This window comes from Bradyrhizobium sp. 6(2017) (assembly GCF_011058295.2).
Lineage (GTDB): Bacteria > Pseudomonadota > Alphaproteobacteria > Rhizobiales > Xanthobacteraceae > Bradyrhizobium > Bradyrhizobium septentrionale.
Genome location: NZ_CP049289.2, coordinates 3,516,951 through 3,539,979 on the forward strand (window position 1 = coordinate 3,516,951; position 23,029 = coordinate 3,539,979).

Sequence of the window (23,029 nt, forward strand, 5' to 3'; positions counted from 1 at the left end):
GTCCCTTCCAGTTGAAAGCGCCGATCTGAATGGATCGCCTCGTCGCCCTTGCCGTCAATCGCCGCTACTTGATGGTGGCCATGTTCGTCGCCGTCTTCATCGGCGGCATAATTGCGTTCAAGCAGCTCAACATCGAGGCCTATCCCGATCCGACCCCGCCGATGGTCGACATCGTGACGCAGAGCCCGGGCCTCTCGGCCGAGGAGATCGAGCGCTACATCACGATCCCGATCGAGACCCAGGTCGCAGGCCTCAAGAACCTCAAGACCATCCGCACCATCTCGCTGTACGGCCTCTCCGACGTTAAGCTGCAGTTCTCCTTCGACTTCACCTATGACGAGGCGCAGCAGCAGGTGCTCAACCGCCTGTCGCAGCTCGCGCCGCTGCCCGGCAACGTGCAGCCCGGCATCTCGCCGCTCAGCCCGATCGGCGAAATCTTCCGCTACCGGCTGAAGGGGCCGCCGAACTACAGCGTGCTCGACCTCAAGACGCTGCAGGACTGGGTATTGCAGCGCCGCTTCCGCGCGGTGCCCGGCGTGATCGACGTCACCGGATGGGGCGGCAAGACCAAGACCTATGAGATCCAGGTCGACTTCAACAAGCTGGTCGCCAACGGCCTGACGCTGCCGCAGGTGCTGCAGGCGGTTTCCAACGCCAACATCAATGTCGGCGGCAACACCGTGAATATCGGCTCGCAATCGGCCGTGGTGCGCGGCGTCGGCCTGATCCGCTCGATCGACGACCTCGCCAACACCATGGTCTCGCAGTCCGGCGGCAATCCGGTGCTGGTCCGCGACATCGCCCATGTCACGATCGGCGAGAAGCCGCGGCTCGGCATTGCCGGCCTCGACAATGACGACGACATCGTGCAGGGCATCGTGCTGATGCGCCGCGGCGAGCAGAGTTCGCCGACCATCACCCGCGTCGAGCAGCTCGTTCACCAGATCAACAATTCCTCGATCCTGCCGCCGGGCGTGAAGATCGAGCGCATCTACGACCGCAAGGACCTGATCGAGCTCACCACCCACACCGTGCTGCACAACATGGTGGTCGGCATCCTGCTGATCGTGCTGTTGCAGTGGATCTTCCTCGGCGATCTGCGCAGCGCGCTGATCGTCGGAGCCACGATCCCGTTCGCGCTGTTCTTTGCCGTGATCATCCTGGTGTTGCGCGGCGAGTCCGCCAATCTGCTGTCGGTGGGCGCGATCGATTTCGGCCTGATCGTCGACGCCACCGTGATCATGGTGGAGGCGATCTTCCGCCGGTTGTCGCAGACCACTGCGCTGTCGGAAGCCGAGCAGGCGCACATCTCCGAAGACACGGTAATGGGGATGAAGAGCCACGCAATCCTGTCGGCGGGGGCCGACGTGTCGCGCTCGATCTTCTTTGCCGCGGCGATCATCATTGCCGCGTTCCTGCCGTTGTTCACGCTGAGCGGCGTCGAGGGCAACATCTTCGGCCCAATGGCGCGGACCTACGCCTATGCGCTGGCTGGCGGACTCCTGGCGACTTTCACAGTAACTCCGGCGCTGAGCGCGATCATCCTGCCGGCGCATATCCACGAGACCGAAACCTGGATCGTCAAGAAGCTCGACGCGATCTACCTGCCGGTGCTCAACTGGGCGATCGCCAACCGCAAGATGGTGATGGCCGGTGCGGCCGGCCTCGTGGTCATGACCATCATCTTCGCGCGCTTCCTCGGCCTCGAATTCCTGCCCAAGCTGGAAGAGGGCAATCTGTGGATCCGCGCCACGCTGCCGCCGACGATCTCGCTGCAGGAAGGCAATGCCTACGTCAACGAGATGCGGAAACTGATCAGCAGCCGTCCCGAGGTGGTGGCGGTGGTGTCGCAGCACGGCCGTCCCGACGACGGCACCGACGCGGCCGGCCTGTTCAACGCCGAATTCTTCGCGCCGCTGAAGCCGGCCGGCGAATGGCCCGGCACCCACGACAAGGAAGTGCTCACCGCGCAATTGCTGGCGCAGCTGCAGGACAAATTCCCCGGCGTCGAATTCAACTTCTCGCAATATCTGCAGGACAACGTCTCGGAAGCGGTGTCCGGCGTGAAGGGCGAGAACTCGATCAAGCTCTACGGCAACGATCTGCAGGCGCTGACCGACACCGCCAACAAGATCAAGTCGGTGCTTTCGACCGTGCAGGGCGTCACCGACCTTGCGGTGTTTACCTCGCTCGGGCAGCCGACGATCCAGATCGACGTCGATCGGGCGCGCGCCGCCCGCTATGGCCTGTCGCCGGGCGACATCAACGCCACGATCAGGGTCGCGGTCGGTGGCGACACCGCCGGCGATCTCTATGAGCCCGGCAGCGACCGGCACTTCCCGATCATCGTCCGGCTTGCGCCGGAATATCGCAAGAGCGCGGAGGCGATCCAGAACCTGCGGATCGGGGTGGCGAACGCCAATGGCGGCATCACCCAGATCCCCCTCTCCGAGGTGGCCTCGATCAAGCTGATCTCCGGCGCGGCCTACATCTATCGCGAACAGCAGGAGCGTTACCTGCCGATCAAGTTCTCGGTGCGCGAGCGCGACCTCGGCAGCGCGATCCGGGAGGCGCAGCAGAAAGTCGACGAGCAGGTGCAGCTGCCACCCGGCTCGCATCTCGAGTGGGTCGGCGAGTTCGGCAATCTGCAGGACGCGATCAGGCGGCTGTCGATCGTGGTGCCGATCAGCCTGGCGCTGATCGCGGTCTTGCTGTTCTTCAACTTCGGCTCGATGGTCGACACCCTGCTGGCGATGAGCGTGATCCCGATGGCGATCTTCGGCGGCGTGCTCGGGCTTCTGATCACGGGCATTCCGTTCAGCGTCTCGGCAGCGATCGGCTTCATCGCGCTGTTCGGCATCGCCGTGATGGACGGCATCATCATCCTGTCGCAGTTCAACCAGCTGATCGACGAAGGCTATGACCGGATGCGCGCGGTGATCCGCACCGGCGAGCTGCAGCTGCGGCCGGTGCTGATGACCTGCGTCGTGGCCGGCGTCGGCCTGCTGCCGGCGGCGGTGTCGGAGGGCATCGGCTCCCAGGTGCAGAAGCCGCTCGCCATCGTCGTCGTCACCGGCATGATGCTGGCGCCGCTCGTCATCCTGATCACGCTGCCGGTGCTGATCTCCTATTTCTCGCGCCGGCCGAAGGACAACGTCAGGTGAAGCCGTAGAGCCGGGCCGGATTGTCGACCAGGATGGTCTTGCGGACCGCGGCGTCCGGCGCCCAGACCGGCAGCTGGTTGAGGAGACGGCCGTCGTCGATCTGGTACAGCGGCGTCACCTCGGTGACCTTCTTGCCTTGCGGCGTCACCGAATCCGGGTGCGGCCAGTCGGTGCCCCAGACGATGCGCTCGGCGTTGGCCGCGATCAGCGCCTGCGCCAGCGGCGTGGCGTCGGCATAGTCCGGCGCGAGCTTGGAGGCGCGGTAGGCGCCGGAAATCTTGACGTAGGCCTTGCCCGACTTGACGAGCTCGAGCAGGTCGGCAAATCCCGGCTGGCCGGTGCCGAGCGCGGCCTCGGCGCCGCCGAAATGGTCGAACACGACCGGCACCGGGGCTGTCGCGACCAGGTCCTTGATCGCGGTGATCATGGCGAGGCTGGTGAACAGCTGCACGTGCCAGCCGCGCGCCTTCATCCGCTCGATCGCGGCCGTGAAGCGCTGCCGGCCGACATTGGGATCGTTGACGCCGCCGGTCGCGAGGTTGAGGCGGATACCGCGGAAGCCGGCCTTGTTCATGGCGTCGAGATCGCCCTCGCTGATCTTGTCGTCGATCACCGCGACGCCGCGCGCCGTCGGCCCGCGGGCGGTCATGCCGAACAGCGACGACGAATTGTCGGGGCCGTAGACGCTCGGCGTCACGATCACCACCCGCTCGATATGCAGCGCCTTGTGCAGCGCGCTCATCTCCTCCGGCGAGGCCAGCTCCGGCGTATAGACGCGGCCGGCGAAGAACGGGAACTTGTCGGGATCGCCATGGATGTGGGTGTGGCAGTCGCACGCACCGGCAGGCACGTCGAAGTTGACCGGGGTCGATGGTTGCGATGGCTTGGAAAATGCGTTGCTGCTGGTCATGGTCACTCCGGCGCGATGGAAGCCAGCATCATATCGCGTCGCGTCAGCATTGGACGTCTCCCTGCGTGCTCGGCTGTTATGCGCGTGATCCGCGCGACGGCATTATCGGTTGCCGGCGGGGGCGGAGGTTATCGGCGGAGAGCGCGGGCGGGAAGGGCTGGCTCGCCGTGCGAACGGTTCCGCAACGCCTATTGTCCCGACGGCGTGCGCAGGCCGTGCCAGGCGTCGCGGACCTGGTGGTAGTGCACCTCGGGCAGATAGTCCGGCGTCTTGAGATTGAGCGTCTTGACGTCGAGCCGTCCGGTCGCGCTGAGCAACGTGTAGGAGGCGATCACCCGGTCGCGCTGCGCGCCGATCAGGCGGGCCCTGGCAGTGATCAAATCCTGCTGGGCGTTGAGCACATCGACCGTGGTGCGCTGGCCGCCGGCGGCTTCCTTCTGCACGCCGGCCAGCGCAACCTCCGCAGCCTTCACCTCGGATTCGGAGGCCGACACCGCGATCTTGGCGCCTTCATTGGCGACCCACGCGCTGACCACGGCGGTCTTGGCCTGATTGCGGACCTGATCCAGCACGAGGCGGCTCTGCGCCGCCACTTCCTTGGCCTGCCGGGTCTGCGACGCCGCGGTGCCGCCGTCGTAGATCGGTTGCGTGAGCTGGCCGATCACCGAGGCCTGATCGGTGCCGAAGGTGCTGAGCGAGCTGTCGGAGTCGCGGTTCTTGCTGACGCTGCCCTGCACGGTGACACTCGGCATCAGGCTGCTCTCGGCGACCCGGATCGAGGTCGAGGCGACGTCGACGTCGAAACCGGCCGCGGTCACGGCGGGATGCTCGCGCAGCGCAAGCGCGATCGCATCCTCGCGGCTGCGCGGCAGCAGCCGGTCAGTGGTCTCGGCCGGCCGCAATTGCGATGGCGGGTTGCCGACCACCTGGGCATAGGTGGCCTGGCTGATCGCGAAGTTGACCTCGGCAGCATTGAGGTCGGCGAGACCGCGGTTGAGGCGGGCCTCGGCCTGGGCCGTATCGGTCGGCGTGACGTCGCCGGCATTGAGGCGGCGCTGCGTGATCGCCTGGGTCTCCTTCAGGAAGGCGACGTTGGCGCGCTGCGCCTCGACCAGCGTCTGGTTGGCCAGCACATTTGTATAGGTGGTGACGGCGTCGAGCAGCACGCCCTGGCCGACATTGCGCAGGGCCTCGCGGCCGGACTGCACCTGCAGCTCGGCGACGCGGACGCTGTTGGCGGTCTTGAAGCCGTTGAACAGGGTCTGGGTCACCGTGACCCCGATCTGCCACGGCTTCAGCGTCGCAGTCTGGATGACGTTGCCGGGCAGCTGGTCGCGAACCGCCTGGAGGCCGACCGAGAGGCCGGCGATGATCTGCGGGCGGTAGGCGGCCAGCGCCTGCGGCACGTTCTCGTCGGTCGCACGCTGCCGCGCCCGCTCGGCATTGAGCTGCGGATTGGTCTGATATGCCTTGACCAGGGCTTCGGGCAGGCTCTCGGCACGGGCAGCGGGGCCAGCCAGCAGCGCACACGCCAGGGCGCCGAGGCCGATGCCCGACAAAAGCACGTGCCTCGCTACATCGCCAACCCTCGCGGCACGCTCAACCATGTGATCCCGCAAACCAAAACCGCGGCAGTCCGCCTCCGCCGACGCCGCCGACACATCTACCTGTTTAGGGGGGCGTGCCGCCACAGGCAAACCGCCACGCGACATCTGCACATCATTTCAGTTCTTGTCTGTTGCCGGTTCGTCACAGGCGAACGCAACGGTCATATGAAGTATAAGCTCGAACCGTCCGCCGCCGATTCTGTGGCGCCGGTTATCCGCTGCCTGCTCCGGTTTCATTGCTGATGCCCATATTCTTCTCCGACCCCGAGGCGATCGCGGAGCACATCGTTCGTGATGTCGGAACCGAGCTGGTGGTCGGGCTGCCGCTCGGCCTCGGCAAGGCCAACCACATCGTCAACGCGCTGTACGCGCGCGCGGTGGCCGACCGTTCCATCAATCTGACGCTGTTCTCCGCGCTGACGCTGGAAAAGCCGAAGCCGAAGAGCCTGCTCGAGCAGCGCTTCATCGGCCCGGTGATCGATCGCCTGTTCGGCGGTTATCCGGATCTCGCCTATGCGGAGGCGCTGCATCGTGGCGCGCTGCCGCCCAACATCAAGGTGATCGAGTTCTTCTTCCTGGCGGGGCAGTGGCTGCACCAACCGTATGCGCAGCAGAACTACATCTCCGCAAACTACACCCATGCGGCGTCGTACCTGCTGTCGCGCGGAGTGAATGTCGTGCCCCAGCTGGTCGCCAAGCGCGTGGTCGACGGCGTGCCGCGCTACAGTTTGAGCTGCAACACCGATACAACGCTCGATGTGCTGCGTGCGCGCGCGCAGGGGCGGGCGTCATTCAAGCTGATCGGCCAGGTCAATCCCGAGCTGCCGTTCATGCCTGGGCCCGGCGATCTGCCGGCGGATGAGTTTGCGGCGGTGCTCGACGGTCCTGACACAGACTTCCCGCTGTTCGCGCCGCCGTCCGAGCCGATCAGCGACACCAAATACGCGATCGGGTTGCATGCTGCGGGCCTGGTCCGGGACGGGGGCACGTTGCAGATCGGGATCGGGCAGGTCGGCGATGCGCTGGCGCAGGGGCTCGTGGTCCGCCACCGCGACAACGCGCAATTCCAGGGCATCATGCGGCGCCTTGCGCCCGGTCGCGCACAGCTCGGGGCGGCCGAGACCGCGCCGTTCGATAAGGGCCTCTATGGTGTCAGCGAGATGCTGTTCGAGGCGTTCCTCGGGCTGATCGACGCCGGCATCCTCAAGCGCGACATTGGCGGCGTGATCCTGCACGGCGCATTCTTCCTCGGACCGCAATCGTTCTACCGGGCGTTGCGCGAGATGCCACCGGAGCAATTGGCGCGCATCCAGATGATGCCGGTGTCCTTCACCAACGAGATCTTCGGCGACGAGGACGGCAAGCGCCGCGCCCGCGTCGATGCGCGCTTCGTCAACAACGCGATGATGGCGACGCTTCTCGGCGCTGCGATCTCGGATGGTGTGGAGAATGGCCAGGTCGTCAGCGGCGTCGGTGGTCAGTACAATTTCGTCGCGCAGGCGTTCGCGCTGGAAGGCGCGCGCTCCGTGCTGGCGCTGGAGGCGACGCGCCAGTCCGGCAAGCAAGCGCAGTCGAACATCCGCTGGTCCTACGGCCACGAGACCATTCCACGGCACCTGCGCGATATCTTCGTCACCGAATACGGCGTCGCCGATGTCAGAGGCAAGTCCGACGCCGACGTGATTGCCGCGATGCTGCAGGTGACGGATTCCCGCTTCCAAAGCGAGCTGATGCGGCAGGCCAAGGATGCCGGCAAGCTGCCGCGCAATCACGAGATCCCGGCCGCGCATCGCGAAAACTATCCCGAGCGCATCAGCGACGCGCTGAAACCCGCGCGCGACGCCGGGCTTCTGCCGTCATTCCCGTTCGGCAGCGATTTCACCGACGTCGAGCAGCGGCTGATTCCGGCCTTGCAGATATTGCAGCAGGCGCAGCGCACGCCGCTGCAACTCGCGGGCCTGCTGTGGCAGGGCATGCGGCACCCGCCCAATGCTGCCGACCGCGAATGCCTGGCGCGGCTCGGTCTCGACAAGCCGACGCATTTTGCCGAGCGCGCCTATCGCGCGCTCGTCAACGCAGCATTGCAACGGAGCAGAACGGGTTAGCGGTTCTTGTTGACCGGCTTGCGCTTCTCGATGAAGGCCGCCATGCCCTCGGAACGATCCTCGAGCGCGAAGGTCGAGTGAAACAGGTTGCGCTCGACATTCATGCCTTCCGCGAGCGGCGTCTCGAACGCGCGGTTGATGGCTTCCTTGGCCATCGCGACGGCCGGACGCGACATCGAGGCGATCTTCTCCGCTGCGGCGAGCGCCTCTTCCACCAGCTTGTCGGCCGGAACGATCCGCGACACGAGGCCCGAGCGCTCGGCTTCCGCGGCATCCATCATCCGCCCGGTGAGGCAGAGATCCATCGCCTTCGACTTGCCGATCGCGCGGGTCAGGCGCTGCGTACCGCCGATGCCGGGAATGGTGCCGAGGGTGATTTCCGGCTGGCCGAACTTGGCGGTGTCGGCGGCGATGATGATGTCGCACATCATCGCCAACTCGCAGCCGCCGCCCAGCGCATAGCCCGCGACCGCCGCAATGGTCGGCTTGCGGCAACGGGCGACGCGGTCGCCGCCGATCGCGGTGAAGTCGCTGTTGAACATGTCGATGAAGCCCTTCGGCTGCATCTCCTTGATGTCGGCGCCGGCCGCGAAGGCCTTCTCGCTGCCGGTGATCAGGATGCAGCCGATCTTGTCGTCGGCCTCGAGATCGTCGACCGCCGCGGCGATCTCGCGGAACACGCCGAACGACAGCGCATTCAACATTTTCGGCCGGTTCAGCGTGATGACGCCGACCGGTCCCTTGCTTTCGACGATGATGAATTCGAACGTAGCCATAGACGCAAACCCCGTGCTGATTTGGCGGGCAATGTGCCCGCTGGCGGGATGCGCTTCAAGTGGCTGAAACGAGGCACCGGGCCGCGGTGCGGCGCACCCCGCGCCGCAGCCGCAAGCACCCTGGCTAGGCCATGAACATGCGCGCGGCGGAGGCCACCGTGAGCAGGGCGCCGAAGCCGATGAAGATCTTCCCGATCAGCGACGTCTGGTCCAGGCTCGAGCTGTCGCTGCTCGCGAGAACGGGCGCGGGCTTGGGTGCTGCTGCCACAGTCGGCGGCTGCGCCGGGGGCGGCTCCTGCTGGGCGGCCTGCGGTTGAGCCGGTTGCGGCTGTTCCGCCGGCTGCTCCTGCTGCAGGGCCCGGTCGACATCGTTGAGTTGGTCGGATGCCACCACGTTGCTGTCAGGCTGCGCGTCGGCGGGCTTGTCGGCCGCGGCAATCAACGCGTTGGCCTTCACTGTCGTCGCGGCCGCGTTGTCGTCGCCCGAGGTCAGCTCCGCATTGGCATTGGCGACCGTGGCAGGCATGCCTGTCGCGGTGACGCTGCCGGCGTCGTTACCGGCGGTCTTCTTGCTCTCGGATTTGTCGGAAGACTGGTGACGCGCATGGCGCCGGCCATGCCGCGAACTCTGCTGCGTGGACTTGTCGGTGGTCGTGGTGTCGGATTTCGTCACCGATGCGTCCGAACCGGCCGCATGCGCCGGCAACGGACCGGCAAGACCCACGAAAAGCCCGGTAAGCCCTGTCGCTACCATCAAGGCCAAGCGCCCGCTGGCTTTGATCTTCATTTGATGATCTCCCCATTTCGCCCGCCCGAGGGCGAAAAAAGACCCCGCTGCGTGTCCACACCGGGGCAGAAAAAGGGAATCTTCGGGCTTCCGGGGGCAAAAGCTGGGCAATTTCGTCCCGGTGCGTGATCGACGGCAGCAGCACCGATGCTTGTCGAAGCGATCAATGTTATGAGCCGTGACGTCTGGAAACCCGCCGGAGCGATTCTTTGGAGCCGATCCTCGGCGCGGTCTTGTCGGAGGATGATGATCACGAACTCGTGATCTCTTGGCTTGCCGCGTAACGAACTGAAAGATCGGCCGAATTGCAATTCAGGAGCCTGCGTGCGCGAACGTGAGGATGAATGGACCGACCTGATGCGGTCGGCCATTTCAGGCGATGACGCGGCGTATCATCGCCTGCTCAAGGCCATCACGCCGGTACTCCGTGCCGCGACGCGCCGTGGCTTGGCGCGCGCGGGACAACCGGTCGATCAGTCCGAGGACATCGTGCAGGACATCTTGCTGGCGGTACATTTGAAGCGGCAGACTTGGGACACCAACGCGCCGTTCGCGCCGTGGCTGTTCGCGATCGCGCGCAACAAGCTGATCGACGCACTGCGCCGCCGCGGCAGGCGCATCTTCGTCAACATCGACGATTTCGCCGAGACGCTGCCCGGAGAAACGCCGGAGCCGACGGCGTCGCCGAGCGAGGTGACCGCCCAGCTGCAGGCGTTGCCGGCACGGCAGCGCGACGTGCTGCAGTCGATTGCGGTCGACAGTGCCTCGATCAAGGATACCGCGGCGAAATTCTCGATGAGCGAGGGCGCGGTGCGGGTCGCGCTGCACCGCGGGCTTGCGAGCCTGACCGCGAAACTACGGGACCGATGAGCATGGACACGGATCAACTCATTCGAACCCTTGCCGCCGACAATACCTATCGTGCGCGGCCGGTCGGTCTTGCGCTGATGCTGGCGCTGCTGGCGGCGGCGCCGGTCTCGCTCCTGATCTTCTTCGCCGAGCTCGGCGTGCGGCCCGACGTGATGACCGCTATGCATAATCCGTTCTTCGACCTGAAGTTCGCGGTCACGCTGGCGCTCGCCGCTTCGGCGATTGCGGTCAGCCTGCATCTGTCACGGCCGGAAGCCTCGCTGCGCGGCTTCGGCTGGTGGCTGCTGATTCCGGCCGGCATCCTCGTTGCCGCGATCAGCGGCGAGATGATGATGCCGCAGCGTACGCCGATGATGACGCGGCTGATCGGCAGGAACTCGATGGCGTGCATGACCGCGATCCCGGCGATGTCGCTGCCACTCTTGGTCGGCGCGCTGTACGGGCTCCGGCAGGGCGCCCCGGCGCGGCCCGCGGTCTCCGGTGCAATCGCAGGCCTGCTCTCGGCCGGACTGGCGGCGACGATCTATGCGTCGCATTGCACCGATGACTCGCCGCTGTTCGTCGCCACTTGGTACACGCTGGCGACCGCGATCGTCGCGAGCGTCGGCGCCCTGATGGGACAGCGGGCGCTGCGATATTAGAGCGTTTCGAGCGAAGTGGGCACCGGTTCGCGTGAAGAAAACGCGTCAAGACAGAATCTAGAGCCCCGTTACGATTCAATCGGAACGGAAAAGGCTCTAGGCCGCGGGCGCGGACTGCTGCATGCGATGGAAGCGGAGCACCTGCTGCGCGGTGGATGGCCGCAGCCGCTCATAGGTGTCCTTGCAGGCCTGCAGGTCGGTCGGCTCGCCGCCCGAGATTTCGTCGCGCAGATTGATGATCGCCCGCACCGTCGACCATGACAGGCTCGAGACCTTGGCCAGGATCATCACGCCCTCGGCGCGGGTTTCGATCATCATGTTCTCGGCGACGCTGACCGAAACATTGGCGAGCGCGGCAAGCGAAGCATTGGTTTCGTCGAACTTGCCGGCCTCGGCGAAGGCTGCGAGCTGGAATTCGTCGAGCCGGCCGTCCTGATAAAGCGACTTGACCAGCGCATGCGCGATCGCGGTGTCGGGCGTCACGGCTGCCGACGCCGAGCGCGCGCGTCGCGTGGCTTCCTTCACCGCGATCGGAATCTCCTTGGCCTGCTGCGGGATGGCAGCTTCGAGCCGCTGCCTGACCGCGTCCGAGGCCTTGGCGACCAGCTTGAGATAGAGATGCCGCGGGATGTTCGGGCGCAGGCCGACGCAGGTCGACAGATTGTCGTCGCCCTCGGCGCGGCTGACCAGGCGGGTGAAGCCGCGCTCGGTGAATTCGGCGCCAGGATTGTTGACCGCGCTCTGGATCACCTCGTCATTGCCGCGCAGCACCAGCACATCGGTGACGGCGCCGCTCAGCGACTTGCGGTTCGAGATCGCGAGCAGATGCGCCTGGCTCTTGCTGCGCGCGGTCTCGATCAGGGTGTCGTCGTCAAGCCGCGGCGACAGCGTCAGCACCGGGCCGGCGACCTCGATCAGGTCATCGAAGGCGAGGGTGCGGATGGTCTGCGGCGGCGCGGTGTCGATCGGGGCGAGGCGGTTGGAAAGCAGCGCCTTGGCCGAGTTCTCGATGTGCTCGAGCAGGCATTGGAAGACGTCGTCGAACAGCACGATCTGCTCGTCCGAACAGTTCACGGAGCCGTTGATGAAGAGGTCGGTGACGCGACGCAGCGTCTCGACACGGCGTGCGACGGTGCCGTGGGCGAGGGTTGTCTGCAGCTCATCGAGCAGACTTTCGGGGGCGGTCGCGGGCTTCGAACTCATGACTCTGTCCTGGAGCGGTGGCGACGGCTTCTCCGGCGCCGAATAGGGAAATGAAAGGGTTCAGGCGCTGGCGATGCGGTTGCGTCCCCGGGCCTTGGCTGCGTAAAGCGCGCCATCGGCGCGGGCGAGTAATGTGTCGGAGTTTTCGCGCGGCTTCAGCGTCGTGACGCCGGCGGAGATCGTCACCTGCATGCCCGGCGAGAACGCGCTCCAGTCGAGATCGGCGATGATCTTGCGCAGCCGTTCGAGCGCGCGCATCGCCTGATCCTGCGACAGGTCGGGCAGCACGAGCAGGAATTCCTCGCCGCCGTAACGGCCGAAGCGATCGATGCTGCGGAGATTGGCGAACATGCCGATGGCGAAGGTGCGCAGCGCCTCGTCGCCGATCGGATGGCCGTAGACGTCGTTGATCCGCTTGAAATGGTCGAGGTCGATCAGCGCGACCGCGCAGGAGCTGCCGTTGCGGGCGCAGCGCGCGATCTCCTCTTCGAGCGTGCGCATGATGCTGCGGCGATTGGAGGTGCCGGTCAATTCGTCAAGCTCGGCAAGCTCCTCGATGCGGCGGTAGGCCTCCTTCAGCTTCAGTCCACTCTGATACAACGATTGCTGCATCGAGCTGGAGAAGATGCCGAGATACATGCAGCGCCCGATCGTCAGCGCGAACACCAGCATGGTGGCGAGGCGGTCGATCCGGGTGCCGGTCGGCATCCCGATCGCCTTGTCGGTTCCGAGGAAGAGTGCGGCGAGGCCCAGCACCATGATGGTCCAGACGATCGCGGTCTGCCGTGCCGAGGTGCGCAGCGCGCCGAAGCCGAACACCACGAACAGGTTGCAGAGGAACAGCACGCCGACTTCCGGCGCGATGTAGGTGAATACCAGCAGGTTCACCATGTTGATCGCCGATTGCGGCGCGACCAGATAGTGGTCGCGGAAGCGCTCGTGGAAGCCGCGCTCCGACAGCAGCACATAGACGGCGACCAGCGAGAGGCCGGTCAAGGCGTAACTGGTCGCGACCAAAACGGATGTGGTGCCGGCATGCGCGTAGATCAGCAGCACCACGGCATCGAGCACGAAGCAGGCGGCGATCATCGATTGGATCTGGCGGCGCTGCCTGGCGCGGCGCGCGAGGCGGTCGACCGTCAGCCTGGGACGGCCGCTTTCCGATGCGCCCGTGATCGGGCCGGGAAGTGACGACGCAGCGCTGCCCATGGTCTCGCCGTTGGTGAAATCCGGCGAAAATCTAAGTGGGAAAGCCTTTAGGTTTGGTATCTTTGGGAACCGAATCTGCTCCGGTGAAATGCTCCCACCACCCTTGTTTCGTAAGGGGAATCCGTGTCCCGGGGCTGGCTGCGAGCGATCCTGCGGGTGGCCGGCGCCGGTGCTGACGTCGCGAGGGCGCTGGCTTGCGGGCAAAGCCTTGATATGGTCGCGCCGGACGGTGGGCGTCCGCGAGAGTTCTAAGTATTATGATACCTCTTCCTGAGTCTCGGGCGATTTTTCCTTATTGTGATCGCCGACTGTGTCATAGATCACACATGCGGTCTGGACATTGCCGTATTGTGAAGAATCTTGCCTCTCGCGTCGAACCACGCACCATCCCCCTCAGACCAACTTTGCGAGACGGCCATTGAGCGCGACACAGGCGGCTTCAGACGAGGTTCTGATCGCTCGGATCGCTCAAGGCGACCGGCTCGCCATGCAGGTGCTGTACGGACGGCATCATGTCAGGGTGTACCGCTTCGGGCTTCGGCTCGTGCGGGACGAACAGGTGGCGGAGGACCTCATCAGCGAGGTCTTTCTGGACGTGTGGCGTCAGGCGGGCAAATTCGAGGGACGATCCGCCGTTTCGACCTGGCTGTTGGCGATTACCCGGTTCAAGGCTTTGTCTTCGCTACGGCGGAGGAAAGACGCCGAACTGGACGATGAGGCCGCGAACGCGATCGAGGACACGTCCGACGATCCGGAAACGGTAGTGCAGAAGAAGGACACCGGCGATACGCTGCGTAAATGCCTGAGGGGGCTATCGGCGGAACACCGGGAGATCGTCGATCTTGTCTACTATCACGAGAAATCCGTGGAAGATGTCGCTGAGATCGTGGGGATTCCGGAGAATACCGTGAAGACGCGCCTGTTCTATGCGCGCAAGAAACTTGCCGAGTTGCTGAAGGCAGCCGGTGTCGAGCGAGGTTGGCCATGATGGCTGCGAGCAAGAAGATGCTGGGTCAAGAACCCGATGATGTCGAGATGCTGCTGCCCTGGCACGCGGCCGGCACGCTGAACGCGCGCGATGCGCGTCGCGTCGAGGACGCGCTGGCGTCCGATCCGGAGCTGGCGCGGCAGTATGCCGTCATCCGCGAGGAATATGCCGAGACCATCGGCCTCAACGAGAGCCTCGGTGCGCCCTCGGCGCGCGCCATGCAGAAGCTGTTTGCCGCGATCGATGCCGAGCCGGAGCGCAAGCCGTCGGTGGGGGCGCGGATGTCGTCCGGGGTCTCCGAGTTCTTCGCAAAATTGTCGCCGCGGACGCTGGCCTGGTCGTCCAGCCTCGGTGCGGTCGTGGTGTTGCTGCAGGCGGGCGTGATCGGCGCGGTGCTGATGCGCGACCAGCCGGCCTCGATCCAGACCGCGTCGCTGGATGTCGCCGAGCGCAGCGCGGTGGCACCGAGTGCGCCCAGTGCGGCGGCACCGATCACCCGTGACCTCGGCGCCGGCGTCTTGGCGGCGCCGACGCGGCTCTTGGTGCGCTTTGCGCCCGATGCCAGGATCGCCGACATCTCGACGCTGCTCGAGAATTACCAGGCCTCGATCGTCGACGGTAAGGGCGGCATGTTCCGCCTGCAATTCCGTGCAATGGACAAGAGCGGCGTCGCCGCGCTGATTGCCCGTTTGCAGAAAGAGAAGATCGTCAACCTCGCGGTCGAAACGCCGTAGCCGGCGTCGGGCCGCTCTGCGCCTGGTTGAGCTCACCACGACCGCCGCGCCGGCGGGACGTTGCCATCACCGCCGACGACTGGACCAGGGCGCTTCGTTGCAGCACCCGTGGACAAACAGCCGCAGCCCTCGCAGACGCCTGCCGGCAATAACACTTCCGTGAGCCGCGCGTTGCATGCACCCGCGCCGTCGATCGCAGCGATGATTCCGCTGTAAATCACAGTGATTTTCGACGTCGAAGGCCTGCAATGGTGCGATGGAACCACGTCGCCAAAGGTTAAAAAAAACGCGGAGGATTTGAACGTCCGCCATCCTGTCACGACTTATATGTGTGGGAGCGGTTTATCCCTCCCCGGCTATATCAGGCGCGAGCGCCCATCCACCCCAAGCGCCCATATGGCTTTGACCCGTCCGGTTGTCCCCCCGGACGGGTCTTTGCTTTTGGGGCACCCCTGCATGACGGGCTCGACGAACGCGGCCGATCATTCGACGGCGCGCAGCGCGGTCGCGACGCGATGTCTGCCGCGGGCGACCGCATGCGACGGATTGCTGTGGATCATTCGTCCGGACGCGCTTTGCATCACCACGATGCAAGTCGATGACTTGACGGGGGTTCGCGCGAGAAACTCCGTAGTCGAGCGGACTTCTCTCATCGCCCGTTCGCGATTAAGAATTTAGTTAGACTTTATTTACCTTTTCCACAGAATATCAGCGTCGCGTCCAGTTGATTCGGTTCGGTTGCGTCTGCGTCCGTTTCTTTCCCTACGGGCAAGTTGAATGACACATCGGACCGACGTGGCCAGGGGCCAAGAGATCGTTGCGCGCTGGTGCAACCTGGCCGAGCAAAGGCTGGAACACCTTACCGAACTATTCGAAACCGGACGCTGGCGCCGCTATCACAGCGAGCGGGCCTTCCTCGAGAACATCAGGGAAGCACGGGCCGCGGTCGAGATCTGGCGGGAATTGCTGTCGCGCGAGGCCTCGCTCGACAATTCGCCGATTGATCTGTCCTGGCTCGGCCGCGGCAAGTCGATATTGCCGCCGCCTTACATCTCATCGGCGCCCTACGTCTCGCCCGCGCCGGAGCGCCGGTCGGAGGCTGCGACATTGGCGGAGGCCGCGATGAATGCGGTGGCGGCCGCCCTGGAGACGGCGACGGAAGTCCTGGAGGAGCCGCCCACCATGGCTGACGCACCGCCGCTGGAGATGCCGCAGCCGGTGCTGCGGCCGCCGGTGCTCGACCTCGACACCATCCAGCGGCGCTATCCCTTGCTGCGCAACGCGCTGTAGCCGAACGGTCGGCCAATTCGCTCGAAACGCTCTAGCGCCGCACCGCGTTCGCGCCGACCACGAGCTGCGCAAATTGCTGGGCGCCACCTACTGACAGGTCGGTGGTAACCGGGCGGGCGTGGTCGAGCCCGACCACCGCGCCGCGCGGGGTTTCCGAGATCATGTTATTGTTGATCAGCGCGGTGCCGGCGCCCGGCACCACCGAGACGCCGATGCCGACAAAGGCGTTGCGGACGACATTGCCTGAAATCGCGACGTCGCGCAGATATTTGCCCCAGCCGGCGACGATGCCGAAGGTGGGCACGTTCTCGATCACGTTGCCGGTGACGGCGCTGTCCGCCTCGACATAGATGCCGATGCCGGCGCCGTCGTTCGGGTCGGTGCCGACAGGGCGCTTCGGCAACAGATTGCGGATGATGTTGCCCTGGACCACCGCGATGCGGCCGCCCTCGTTGAAATTGCACACGGAGACACCGATCGCGGCGCCGTCGACCGTGTTGTTGGCGATGACAGCGGCCTCGAACGCGAACTCCGAGTAGAGTGCGACCTCGCGGACATTGCTGACGCTGTTGTCCGTGATGTGGATGTTGGAGGCGGAGTTGCCGCGCACCGCCGAGAAGTCGCAGTTTTTGATGCGATTGCCGCGCACGATCACATTGCCGGCGCGGAACGCGTTGATGGCGTTGCCGTACTGTCCGGAGCCGCCGGGGCCGGCCTTGATGTCTTCGATCCGGTTGTCGGCGACGATCGAGCCGTCATCGCCGATCGCGGTGCGCAGGATCTCGATGCCGTTGTCGTTGGTGCCCTTGATGGTGTTGCGCGAGACCATCAGGCCGAGCGCGTCGAACGACACCAGCGCGGTGGTCGCGATGTCGGTGAAGATGTTGTTGCTGACGTCGCCCGACATCTGCTCGAACCAGATGCCGTTGCCGCCGCTGCCGATGAACTGGCAATCGGTGATGCGGATGTCGCGGCCGGACAGGCAATGCACGAGGCCGCGCCGTGTCGGCAGCGGGACGTTGCCGCCGTCGAAGCTGAGGCCCATCAGGACGATGCCGCCGGCGCCTTCGCCTTCCAGCAGCGAGGCGCCGCCGTTGAACACCAGGCGACTGGCGCCGCGCACGCCGATCAGCTGGCTGCCGGGCGCAAGCCGCAACAGCCCGGTGCGGTAGACGCCGGGCGGGAAAGCCAGCGGCACCTGCGCGCGCGCCGCATCATCGATCGCGCGTTGCAAATTGCGGGTCTGGTCGTCGGGGCTGCCGGGGCGGACGCCATATTGCGTGACGTCGCGGCCGAGCGAGCCGGTAGATGCCGCGGCGCGCGCAGCGTCCGGCGACATCGCAAGCGCACCGGCTGCGCCGGCAGCAGTTGCTCCGATCAGATGGCGGCGGTTGACGTCCATGGTGCATGCCCTCGCAAGAAGACGCGAGCAGTGGCGTTCGCGCCTGTTAGGTAACGCGAAATGCGGCGCCGCATGGTGAACACGCCGACGCAGCGGGGCGATTGTTGCCGGTAGGGTTAACCCCCGGTGCAGCCGATTCACATTGTCAAACAGCGATTTCACGGCGTCATCACCCGCGCAGGCGGGTGATCCAGTATTCCAGAGACGCCTGTCGTTGAGCCTCGCGGCCGCGGCGTACTGGATCGTCCGCTTTCTCTGGCCTGACACCGGGGAGAATGAGAGCCCACGGCTCCTTCCCCGCGTCGTCCTGGCGAAGGCCAGGACCCATAACCACCGCATTGGGTGATGAGCCGGATCGTGGCCTCGGCGTCGCGCAGCAATTGAGATTTGGGGTAGTGGGTCCTGGCTTTCGCCAGGACGACACCGAGTGTGTGGCGTGGCCCGTGAATCATCGTTCCACGTTCTCGCGACATAATCTGCCCGAGCTTTGCTCTTCGTTCCGCCCTCTCTCTTCACAGAGGGCGCAGGGAAAGCCGGGTGCCGATCGCACCCATGGGCCCCGAGCAAAAGGTAGAAAGCTCGGGGGTAGGACCACAGGTGTAACCGGGAACTCCGGCTTTCCCTGCGCGATGGTTGTGCGGCTTATACGTGCTCTCCCGGCGAGACTGGGCTTGTTTGTCACCGCCGCCGCGAAGATGCTTCGCATCTCGCGGGGGACACCGGCCGCTAGGGCGTCAGGACCACACGACTTCACCGTCCGCTTCACGTGCTCTCGTCAGTATCACGCACAGCGTCCACCGCATCCCGCCGCACGTTCGTGACGATCGCGATACGCCCCTCATGCCGGGCGGGACGGGGATTCATAGCCGTGAGTTGGGGTGCGCGTCAAGATTATTTCTGATAATCGGAAGTAGATCAAGGGCGTGTACTCAGAGCCGCAATGCTCGATCAACCTGCATCACCGGCGGCTCACGCTTATGTGTCCGGCGACGCCACACGCTGCAGCAATGTCTGTTGAATTACGACCGTAATGTTATATTATGATCGTAATTCAATCGAGCTGCACCTGCCGTTCGCGGCAGTGCGATGCCGCGTCTCAGCTCTTTTGCGAGGATTTCATGGACGACACGATCGGCACCTCACGTCACGCCGCATCGCGAGAAACCGCGGAGCTTACTTCGCTTGGGCTCGCAGCCGCCGCAGCCGCAGTTCGTAACGGCGACATCACGTCGGAGACCTACACCACGGCGCTTCTGCAGCGCGCCGGAGCGCTCGCGGAGCTCAATGCCTTCATCAATATCGACGAGGCGGCCGTGCTCGCAGCCGCGAGGAATGCGGACAAAGCGCGCGCGACCGGGGCGGCAGCCCCTCTCCTGGGCGTGCCGCTCGGAGTTAAGGACAGCTATTTGACGAAAGGGCTGTCTACCAGCCTGGGTCTTGGCAGTCTCGCTGACTTCGTGCCGCTGGAAGATGCGGACGCTGTCCGCGCCATCAAGGGGGCGGGCGCTCTGGTCTTCGGCAAGAACAACCTCGTCGAGATGTCTTACGGCCTGACCGGGCACAATGCCCGCTTTGGTCAAGTGAAGAATCCGCTCGCCATCGATCGCGTGTCAGGTGGCTCATCGAGCGGATCCGCCGCGTCCGTAGCAGCCGGCATCGTTCCCGCGTCTTTAGGGGGTGATTCCGTCGGGTCGATCCGGGTGCCCGCTTCACTCTGCGGCGTGGTGGGATTCAAACCCACGACCGGGCGATGGCCGCGCAATGGCGTTGCGCCGATCTCGCATACCCTCGACACAACGGGCGTGTTCGCCCGCAGCGTTGAGGATTGCGCTCTTGTGGATCAGGTGGTGACCGGTGAAATTGCCGTGGACCCATCCGGGCGCGGATACGACGTGAGGCGGAGGCGGCTGGCCTACGCGCCGCGTCAATTTCTCGACTTGGTCGATCCGGAAGTCGAAGCACGCTTCCGCGAGGTGGTGCGTCGACTGCGGGACGCGGGCGCCGAGGTCATTGAGGTGGACCTTGGCGATGACTTCGGCGCCCTTACGCAGACGGCGACATGGAGCATCTTCTTCCATGAGACGATGGGCGCAATCTCGGGGTTCCTTCACCGCCACGATATCCCAACCACGTTTGAGGCGATCATCGAGGGGCTTAAGCCCGAGCTTCGCGACACGTGGAGACACGTTGTCCTGCCAGCAGGTGCAGGAGCTATCTCTGCAGAGGCCTATCAGACCGCGCTGGCGGTGAGCCGCCCGGAAATCCAGCGCCGGCTCGACGAGGCGTTCGTCGCCCGAGGGGTACAGGCCATGCTCCAACCGACCACGCCTTGCACGGCGCCTTTGATCGAACAGCAGACGAACTTCCAAATCGCAGGGCGGCAGGTTAGCCACCTCGCCCTGGCGAACCACACCGTGGTGGCGAGCAGCGTGGGCCTGCCGGGTATTAGCCTTCCGGTTGGCCTGTCGCGCGACGGCCTCCCCATCGGCCTTGAACTGGACGCTCCCTTGGGGAGTGACCGGACGCTTTTGGACCTTGCACGCCAGATCGAGAGCGTCCTGGGCACCTAGTCGGCTTTGGCCGATTCAGCGACGATGAAGTTGATGCCGTCGTGCAGCGGCTTCATCGCGACCTATACGCGGCTGCTGGGGCGGCTGCGACCTAACGACAACGGGAAGGCACGATGCGTTTCGAGAAAGGTCATAAGGCGGCGACACGACGGCACATAGTCGATGTAGCATCGAAGTGCATCCGCCGAGACGGCGTCTCCGCAGCCGGGATCGCTGGAATAATGGGCGAGGCTGGCCTGACCAACGGGGCATTCTATCCGCACTTCAAGTCCAAGGAAGCGCTCGTTCGCGAGGCGCTGGCGAGCGCGCTCGCCGACCAGCAGCATCGCCTCGATGAAGATCAGCGGACAGGGCTGGACCTCGAGCGCGCGATCAGGAGTTACTTGAACCGCGCTCACCTCGAAGACCCCGCAGGCGGGTGCCCCTCGGCGGCGTTGCTCCCGGAAATCGCCCGTCAGCCCCGGGCCACGCGGCGGGACTACGAGAAAGGCCTACGAAGCTACGTTTCGACGCTGGCCGCGCTGCTTCCTGACGCCGATTCCGTAGCGAACGACCGCCGCGCGATGGCCATCTTCGGCCTCATGATGGGCACCCTCCAGTTCGCTAGGGCCGTGCCCGACGCTGCCCAGGCGGAGCAGATCCTGGAAGGCGGCATTGAGGCTGCGTTGCACCTGGCACGAGCTCCATCTTCCTGAATTAGGGAGGCCGGAGGCTCAGCTTGGACATCTTTGTGGGCGGGATCACCGAGGTCAGCGACTGGCCCGACCGGACCTCCGGAGAGGTCCGTTTTGTGCGCCGCTGTTGAGGCATTGTAGATTTCAACGACGCTCAGGCGCGCAGCGTCCCGGTTCGCGAAGACACACTCCAAGCCGCGTCGCTTGCGCGCGCGGCCTGCCGGGGCAGCTTCACCAGCTCCAGCAGCATGGCTTCGCCGGCATCGCGCGCCGGCCGTGCATCGATGCCGCTACGCAAAACCACATGCTTGAGCGGGACATTGCTGGTTCCGAACCGGAAATTTCGTGCCTTTTTGATCTGGATCAAGGCCGGGAAACGATGCGCGGAATTGGCTCTAGGTGTCGGTAATCTCATTTGGGAGACATGCATGATGCGCTTGGCTGCGGGTGCGCTTTTCGTTGGCGGGTTGTTAGCGGTGTCGCCATCCTCAGTTGGCGCTCAAACGTCGATCACCGAACAAGAGGCGCACGCGATCGGCGTCGATGCTTATCTTTATTTTTATCCGCTGATTTCGATGGACGTTACGCGGAAGGTGGCCACGAATGTGGAAGCCGGCAAGATACCGGGCTTCGGCCCAGCCAACATGTTTCACAACTTCACAGCCTATCCGGCCGCTGACTTCAAGGCCGTGGTTCGGCCGAACTTCGACACGCTCTACTCCACCGCCTTTCTCGACCTGACGACAGAGCCGTTGATCGTGTCGGTGCCCGATACCAACGGCCGGTATTATCTGCTGCCGATGCTCGACATGTGGACCGACGTCTTCGCTTCACCCGGTTGGCGAACGACCGGCACTCAGGCGGCCAACTTTCTCATCACGTCGCCTGGCTGGAGCGGAAGCCCTCCCTCGGGAGTAACGCGCATCAGTGCACCAACGCCCTACGTGTGGATCATTGGACGAACCAAAACGGACGGCCCGCCGGACTATGACGCGGTTCACAAGATTCAGGCTGGCTACAAGATCACCCCGCTGTCGGACTGGGGCAAGCCGGCAAAGCCTGTGGAAGTGAAGATCGATCCGGCCGTCGACATGAAAACCTCCCCGAAGGTTCAGGTCGATACCATGCCTGCAGACAAGTTCTTCGCTTACGCCGCTGAGCTTCTCAAGGTCAACCCGCCTCACATGACCGATCAGCCTATCATCGCCCGGTTGAAGAAGATCGGCCTCGAGCCCGGCAAGAGCTTTGAACTGGATAAGGCGGACCCTGTCATTCGCAGCGCTTTGGCGAATGCTCCGGAGGATGCGCAGAAGCTCATCGCGTGGAAGTTGCCAACCCTTGCCCGGGTCGTGAACGGCTGGTCGATGAACACCGACACCATGGGTGTGTATGGCAACTACTACTTGAAGCGTGCCCTGATCGCGCAATTCGGCCTCGGCGCGAACGTCCCTGAAGATGCCGTCTACCCGGCCAATCTGGCCGATGAATCCGGCAAGCCGCTCGATGGTTCAAACAAATACGTGCTTCACTTTGAGAAGGGCAACACGCCTCCGGCGAACGCCTTCTGGTCGATCACCCTCTACGACAACGATGGTTTCCAGGTGGCGAACCCGCTCAACCGATTCGCCGTCAGCAGTTGGATGCCATTTAGATACAACTCAGATGGGTCGCTCGATCTGTACTTCCAAAACGAAAGCCCCGGCAAGGATAAGGAAGCCAACTGGCTCCCGGCGCCGAAAGGCGCGTTCAACCTGACCATGCGCATTTATGCTCCGAGATCGGAAGCTCTCACCGGAAAATGGAATCCGCCGCCGATCACGCAGGCGCAGGCACTTCCAGGCTTGGCCGCTCAGTAACGGCGGCCAACGATCACGGTTGGGTGGCGGCATGGTCAATATCGCCAGCCCGACCGATGGCATATCGAGGGCACGCAGCTCCGGCCGCTCCCAGGCGTGCCTGCCGCCGCATGCACATCGACCGTGCGTCAATCTGAAGGGAATGCCCCAATGCACTGAAGATGACCATGGGGCCCCAATGATTCCCGACATGCCGTCCGTCGAACAACTTTCGCAGGTGTTTGAACTGGCGGCGGGAGCGCT

The 23,029-nt window shown here is 64.6% G+C and carries 17 protein-coding genes and 1 pseudogene; 10 read left to right on the forward strand and 8 right to left on the reverse strand.

Annotated features, from left to right (window positions below; all coding sequences use genetic code 11):
• Positions 1–29 precede the first annotated feature (29 nt).
• Positions 30–3,164, forward strand: a complete 3,135-nt coding sequence (locus G6P99_RS16380) for an efflux RND transporter permease subunit (RefSeq protein WP_029082101.1) — start codon at positions 30–32, stop codon at positions 3,162–3,164.
• On the opposite strand, the pseudogene G6P99_RS16385 reads toward G6P99_RS16380, so the two are convergent.
• Both G6P99_RS16385 and G6P99_RS16390 read right to left on the reverse strand, forming a co-directional pair.
• Positions 3,157–4,124 (reverse strand): annotated as a pseudogene (locus G6P99_RS16385) (amidohydrolase family protein). The gene G6P99_RS16380 and the pseudogene G6P99_RS16385 overlap by 8 nt on opposite strands.
• A gap of 138 nt (positions 4,125–4,262) precedes the next feature.
• Positions 4,263–5,681 (reverse strand): TolC family outer membrane protein, encoded by a 1,419-nt coding sequence (locus G6P99_RS16390; RefSeq protein ID WP_029082099.1) that lies wholly within the window; start codon positions 5,679–5,681, stop codon positions 4,263–4,265.
• A gap of 242 nt (positions 5,682–5,923) precedes the next feature.
• Between G6P99_RS16390 and G6P99_RS16395 the strand changes: the two genes are divergently transcribed.
• Positions 5,924–7,786: an acetyl-CoA hydrolase/transferase C-terminal domain-containing protein gene (locus G6P99_RS16395; protein ID WP_165128737.1), complete on the forward strand. Its 1,863-nt coding sequence runs from the start codon at positions 5,924–5,926 to the stop codon at positions 7,784–7,786.
• Here the strand turns inward: G6P99_RS16395 and G6P99_RS16400 are convergent.
• The gene (locus tag G6P99_RS16400) at positions 7,783–8,562 is read right to left on the reverse strand and encodes an enoyl-CoA hydratase (RefSeq protein ID WP_029082097.1); all 780 of its coding nucleotides are present in this window, start codon (positions 8,560–8,562) and stop codon (positions 7,783–7,785) included. The two genes, G6P99_RS16395 and G6P99_RS16400, sit on opposite strands and share 4 nt — an antisense overlap.
• A 124-nt stretch (positions 8,563–8,686) precedes the next feature.
• Positions 8,687–9,349, reverse strand: a complete 663-nt coding sequence (locus G6P99_RS16405; RefSeq protein WP_029082096.1) for a hypothetical protein — start codon at positions 9,347–9,349, stop codon at positions 8,687–8,689.
• A gap of 324 nt (positions 9,350–9,673) precedes the next feature.
• Here G6P99_RS16405 and G6P99_RS16410 point away from each other — a divergent pair, with 324 nt between their 5' ends.
• Positions 9,674–10,219 (forward strand): sigma-70 family RNA polymerase sigma factor, encoded by a 546-nt coding sequence (locus tag G6P99_RS16410; RefSeq protein ID WP_029082095.1) that lies wholly within the window; start codon positions 9,674–9,676, stop codon positions 10,217–10,219.
• A 2-nt stretch (positions 10,220–10,221) separates the two neighbouring features.
• Positions 10,222–10,860, forward strand: a complete 639-nt coding sequence (locus G6P99_RS16415) for an NrsF family protein (protein WP_029082094.1) — start codon at positions 10,222–10,224, stop codon at positions 10,858–10,860.
• A 96-nt stretch (positions 10,861–10,956) separates the two neighbouring features.
• Here the strand turns inward: G6P99_RS16415 and G6P99_RS16420 are convergent, their stop codons facing one another.
• Complete coding sequence (locus G6P99_RS16420) at positions 10,957–12,063, reverse strand: DUF2336 domain-containing protein (RefSeq protein ID WP_029082093.1); 1,107 nt, start codon at positions 12,061–12,063, stop codon at positions 10,957–10,959.
• Positions 12,064–12,123: 60 nt separating this feature from the next.
• Positions 12,124–13,272, reverse strand: a complete 1,149-nt coding sequence (locus G6P99_RS16425) for a GGDEF domain-containing protein (protein WP_029082092.1) — start codon at positions 13,270–13,272, stop codon at positions 12,124–12,126.
• Positions 13,273–13,690: 418 nt separating this feature from the next.
• On the opposite strand from G6P99_RS16425, the gene G6P99_RS16430 reads away from it, so the two are divergent.
• From G6P99_RS16430 to G6P99_RS16440, 3 genes are all read left to right on the forward strand, one after another.
• Positions 13,691–14,260, forward strand: coding sequence for a sigma-70 family RNA polymerase sigma factor (locus tag G6P99_RS16430; RefSeq protein ID WP_029082091.1), 570 nt, complete (start codon positions 13,691–13,693; stop codon positions 14,258–14,260).
• Positions 14,257–14,994 carry a hypothetical protein gene (locus G6P99_RS16435; protein WP_029082090.1) on the forward strand — a complete coding sequence of 246 codons (738 nt, stop codon included), beginning with the start codon at positions 14,257–14,259 and terminating at the stop codon, positions 14,992–14,994. The genes G6P99_RS16430 and G6P99_RS16435 overlap by 4 nt, the downstream gene beginning before the upstream one ends.
• Before the next feature lie 777 nt (positions 14,995–15,771).
• Positions 15,772–16,284 carry a TIGR03809 family protein gene (locus G6P99_RS16440; protein ID WP_029082089.1) on the forward strand — a complete coding sequence of 171 codons (513 nt, stop codon included), beginning with the start codon at positions 15,772–15,774 and terminating at the stop codon, positions 16,282–16,284.
• A gap of 31 nt (positions 16,285–16,315) precedes the next feature.
• Here G6P99_RS16440 and G6P99_RS16445 read toward each other — a convergent pair whose 3' ends face one another.
• Complete coding sequence (locus tag G6P99_RS16445; protein WP_165128739.1) at positions 16,316–17,686, reverse strand: TIGR03808 family TAT-translocated repetitive protein; 1,371 nt, start codon at positions 17,684–17,686, stop codon at positions 16,316–16,318.
• 1,118 nt (positions 17,687–18,804) lie between these two features.
• Here G6P99_RS16445 and G6P99_RS16450 point away from each other — a divergent pair.
• Positions 18,805–20,256 (forward strand): amidase family protein, encoded by a 1,452-nt coding sequence (locus tag G6P99_RS16450; RefSeq protein ID WP_029082087.1) that lies wholly within the window; start codon positions 18,805–18,807, stop codon positions 20,254–20,256.
• A gap of 113 nt (positions 20,257–20,369) precedes the next feature.
• Positions 20,370–20,951, forward strand: coding sequence for a TetR/AcrR family transcriptional regulator (locus tag G6P99_RS16455; RefSeq protein WP_029082086.1), 582 nt, complete (start codon positions 20,370–20,372; stop codon positions 20,949–20,951).
• Between the two features lie 133 nt (positions 20,952–21,084).
• Here the strand turns inward: G6P99_RS16455 and G6P99_RS16460 are convergent, their stop codons facing one another.
• Positions 21,085–21,297 carry a hypothetical protein gene (locus G6P99_RS16460; RefSeq protein WP_029082085.1) on the reverse strand — a complete coding sequence of 71 codons (213 nt, stop codon included), beginning with the start codon at positions 21,295–21,297 and terminating at the stop codon, positions 21,085–21,087.
• A 61-nt stretch (positions 21,298–21,358) separates the two neighbouring features.
• On the opposite strand from G6P99_RS16460, the gene G6P99_RS16465 reads away from it, so the two are divergent.
• Positions 21,359–22,786 (forward strand): DUF1254 domain-containing protein, encoded by a 1,428-nt coding sequence (locus G6P99_RS16465; protein ID WP_035977196.1) that lies wholly within the window; start codon positions 21,359–21,361, stop codon positions 22,784–22,786.
• Positions 22,787–23,029: the final 243 nt, after the last annotated feature.

What these genes read in the sequence shown, in the direction of transcription:
- G6P99_RS16380 (WP_029082101.1), top strand. Translation starts at nt 30, where the DNA reads ATGGATCGCCTCGTCGCCCTTGCCGTCAATCGCCGCTACTTGATGGTG.
- G6P99_RS16390 (WP_029082099.1), bottom strand. Translation starts at nt 5,681, where the DNA reads ATGGTTGAGCGTGCCGCGAGGGTTGGCGATGTAGCGAGGCACGTGCTT.
- G6P99_RS16395 (WP_165128737.1), top strand. Translation starts at nt 5,924, where the DNA reads ATGCCCATATTCTTCTCCGACCCCGAGGCGATCGCGGAGCACATCGTT.
- G6P99_RS16400 (WP_029082097.1), bottom strand. Translation starts at nt 8,562, where the DNA reads ATGGCTACGTTCGAATTCATCATCGTCGAAAGCAAGGGACCGGTCGGC.
- G6P99_RS16405 (WP_029082096.1), bottom strand. Translation starts at nt 9,349, where the DNA reads ATGAAGATCAAAGCCAGCGGGCGCTTGGCCTTGATGGTAGCGACAGGG.
- G6P99_RS16415 (WP_029082094.1), top strand. Translation starts at nt 10,222, where the DNA reads ATGGACACGGATCAACTCATTCGAACCCTTGCCGCCGACAATACCTAT.
- G6P99_RS16420 (WP_029082093.1), bottom strand. Translation starts at nt 12,063, where the DNA reads ATGAGTTCGAAGCCCGCGACCGCCCCCGAAAGTCTGCTCGATGAGCTG.
- G6P99_RS16425 (WP_029082092.1), bottom strand. Translation starts at nt 13,272, where the DNA reads ATGGGCAGCGCTGCGTCGTCACTTCCCGGCCCGATCACGGGCGCATCG.
- G6P99_RS16435 (WP_029082090.1), top strand. Translation starts at nt 14,257, where the DNA reads ATGATGGCTGCGAGCAAGAAGATGCTGGGTCAAGAACCCGATGATGTC.
- G6P99_RS16440 (WP_029082089.1), top strand. Translation starts at nt 15,772, where the DNA reads ATGACACATCGGACCGACGTGGCCAGGGGCCAAGAGATCGTTGCGCGC.
- G6P99_RS16445 (WP_165128739.1), bottom strand. Translation starts at nt 17,686, where the DNA reads ATGGACGTCAACCGCCGCCATCTGATCGGAGCAACTGCTGCCGGCGCA.
- G6P99_RS16450 (WP_029082087.1), top strand. Translation starts at nt 18,805, where the DNA reads ATGGACGACACGATCGGCACCTCACGTCACGCCGCATCGCGAGAAACC.
- G6P99_RS16455 (WP_029082086.1), top strand. Translation starts at nt 20,370, where the DNA reads ATGCGTTTCGAGAAAGGTCATAAGGCGGCGACACGACGGCACATAGTC.
- G6P99_RS16465 (WP_035977196.1), top strand. Translation starts at nt 21,359, where the DNA reads ATGATGCGCTTGGCTGCGGGTGCGCTTTTCGTTGGCGGGTTGTTAGCG.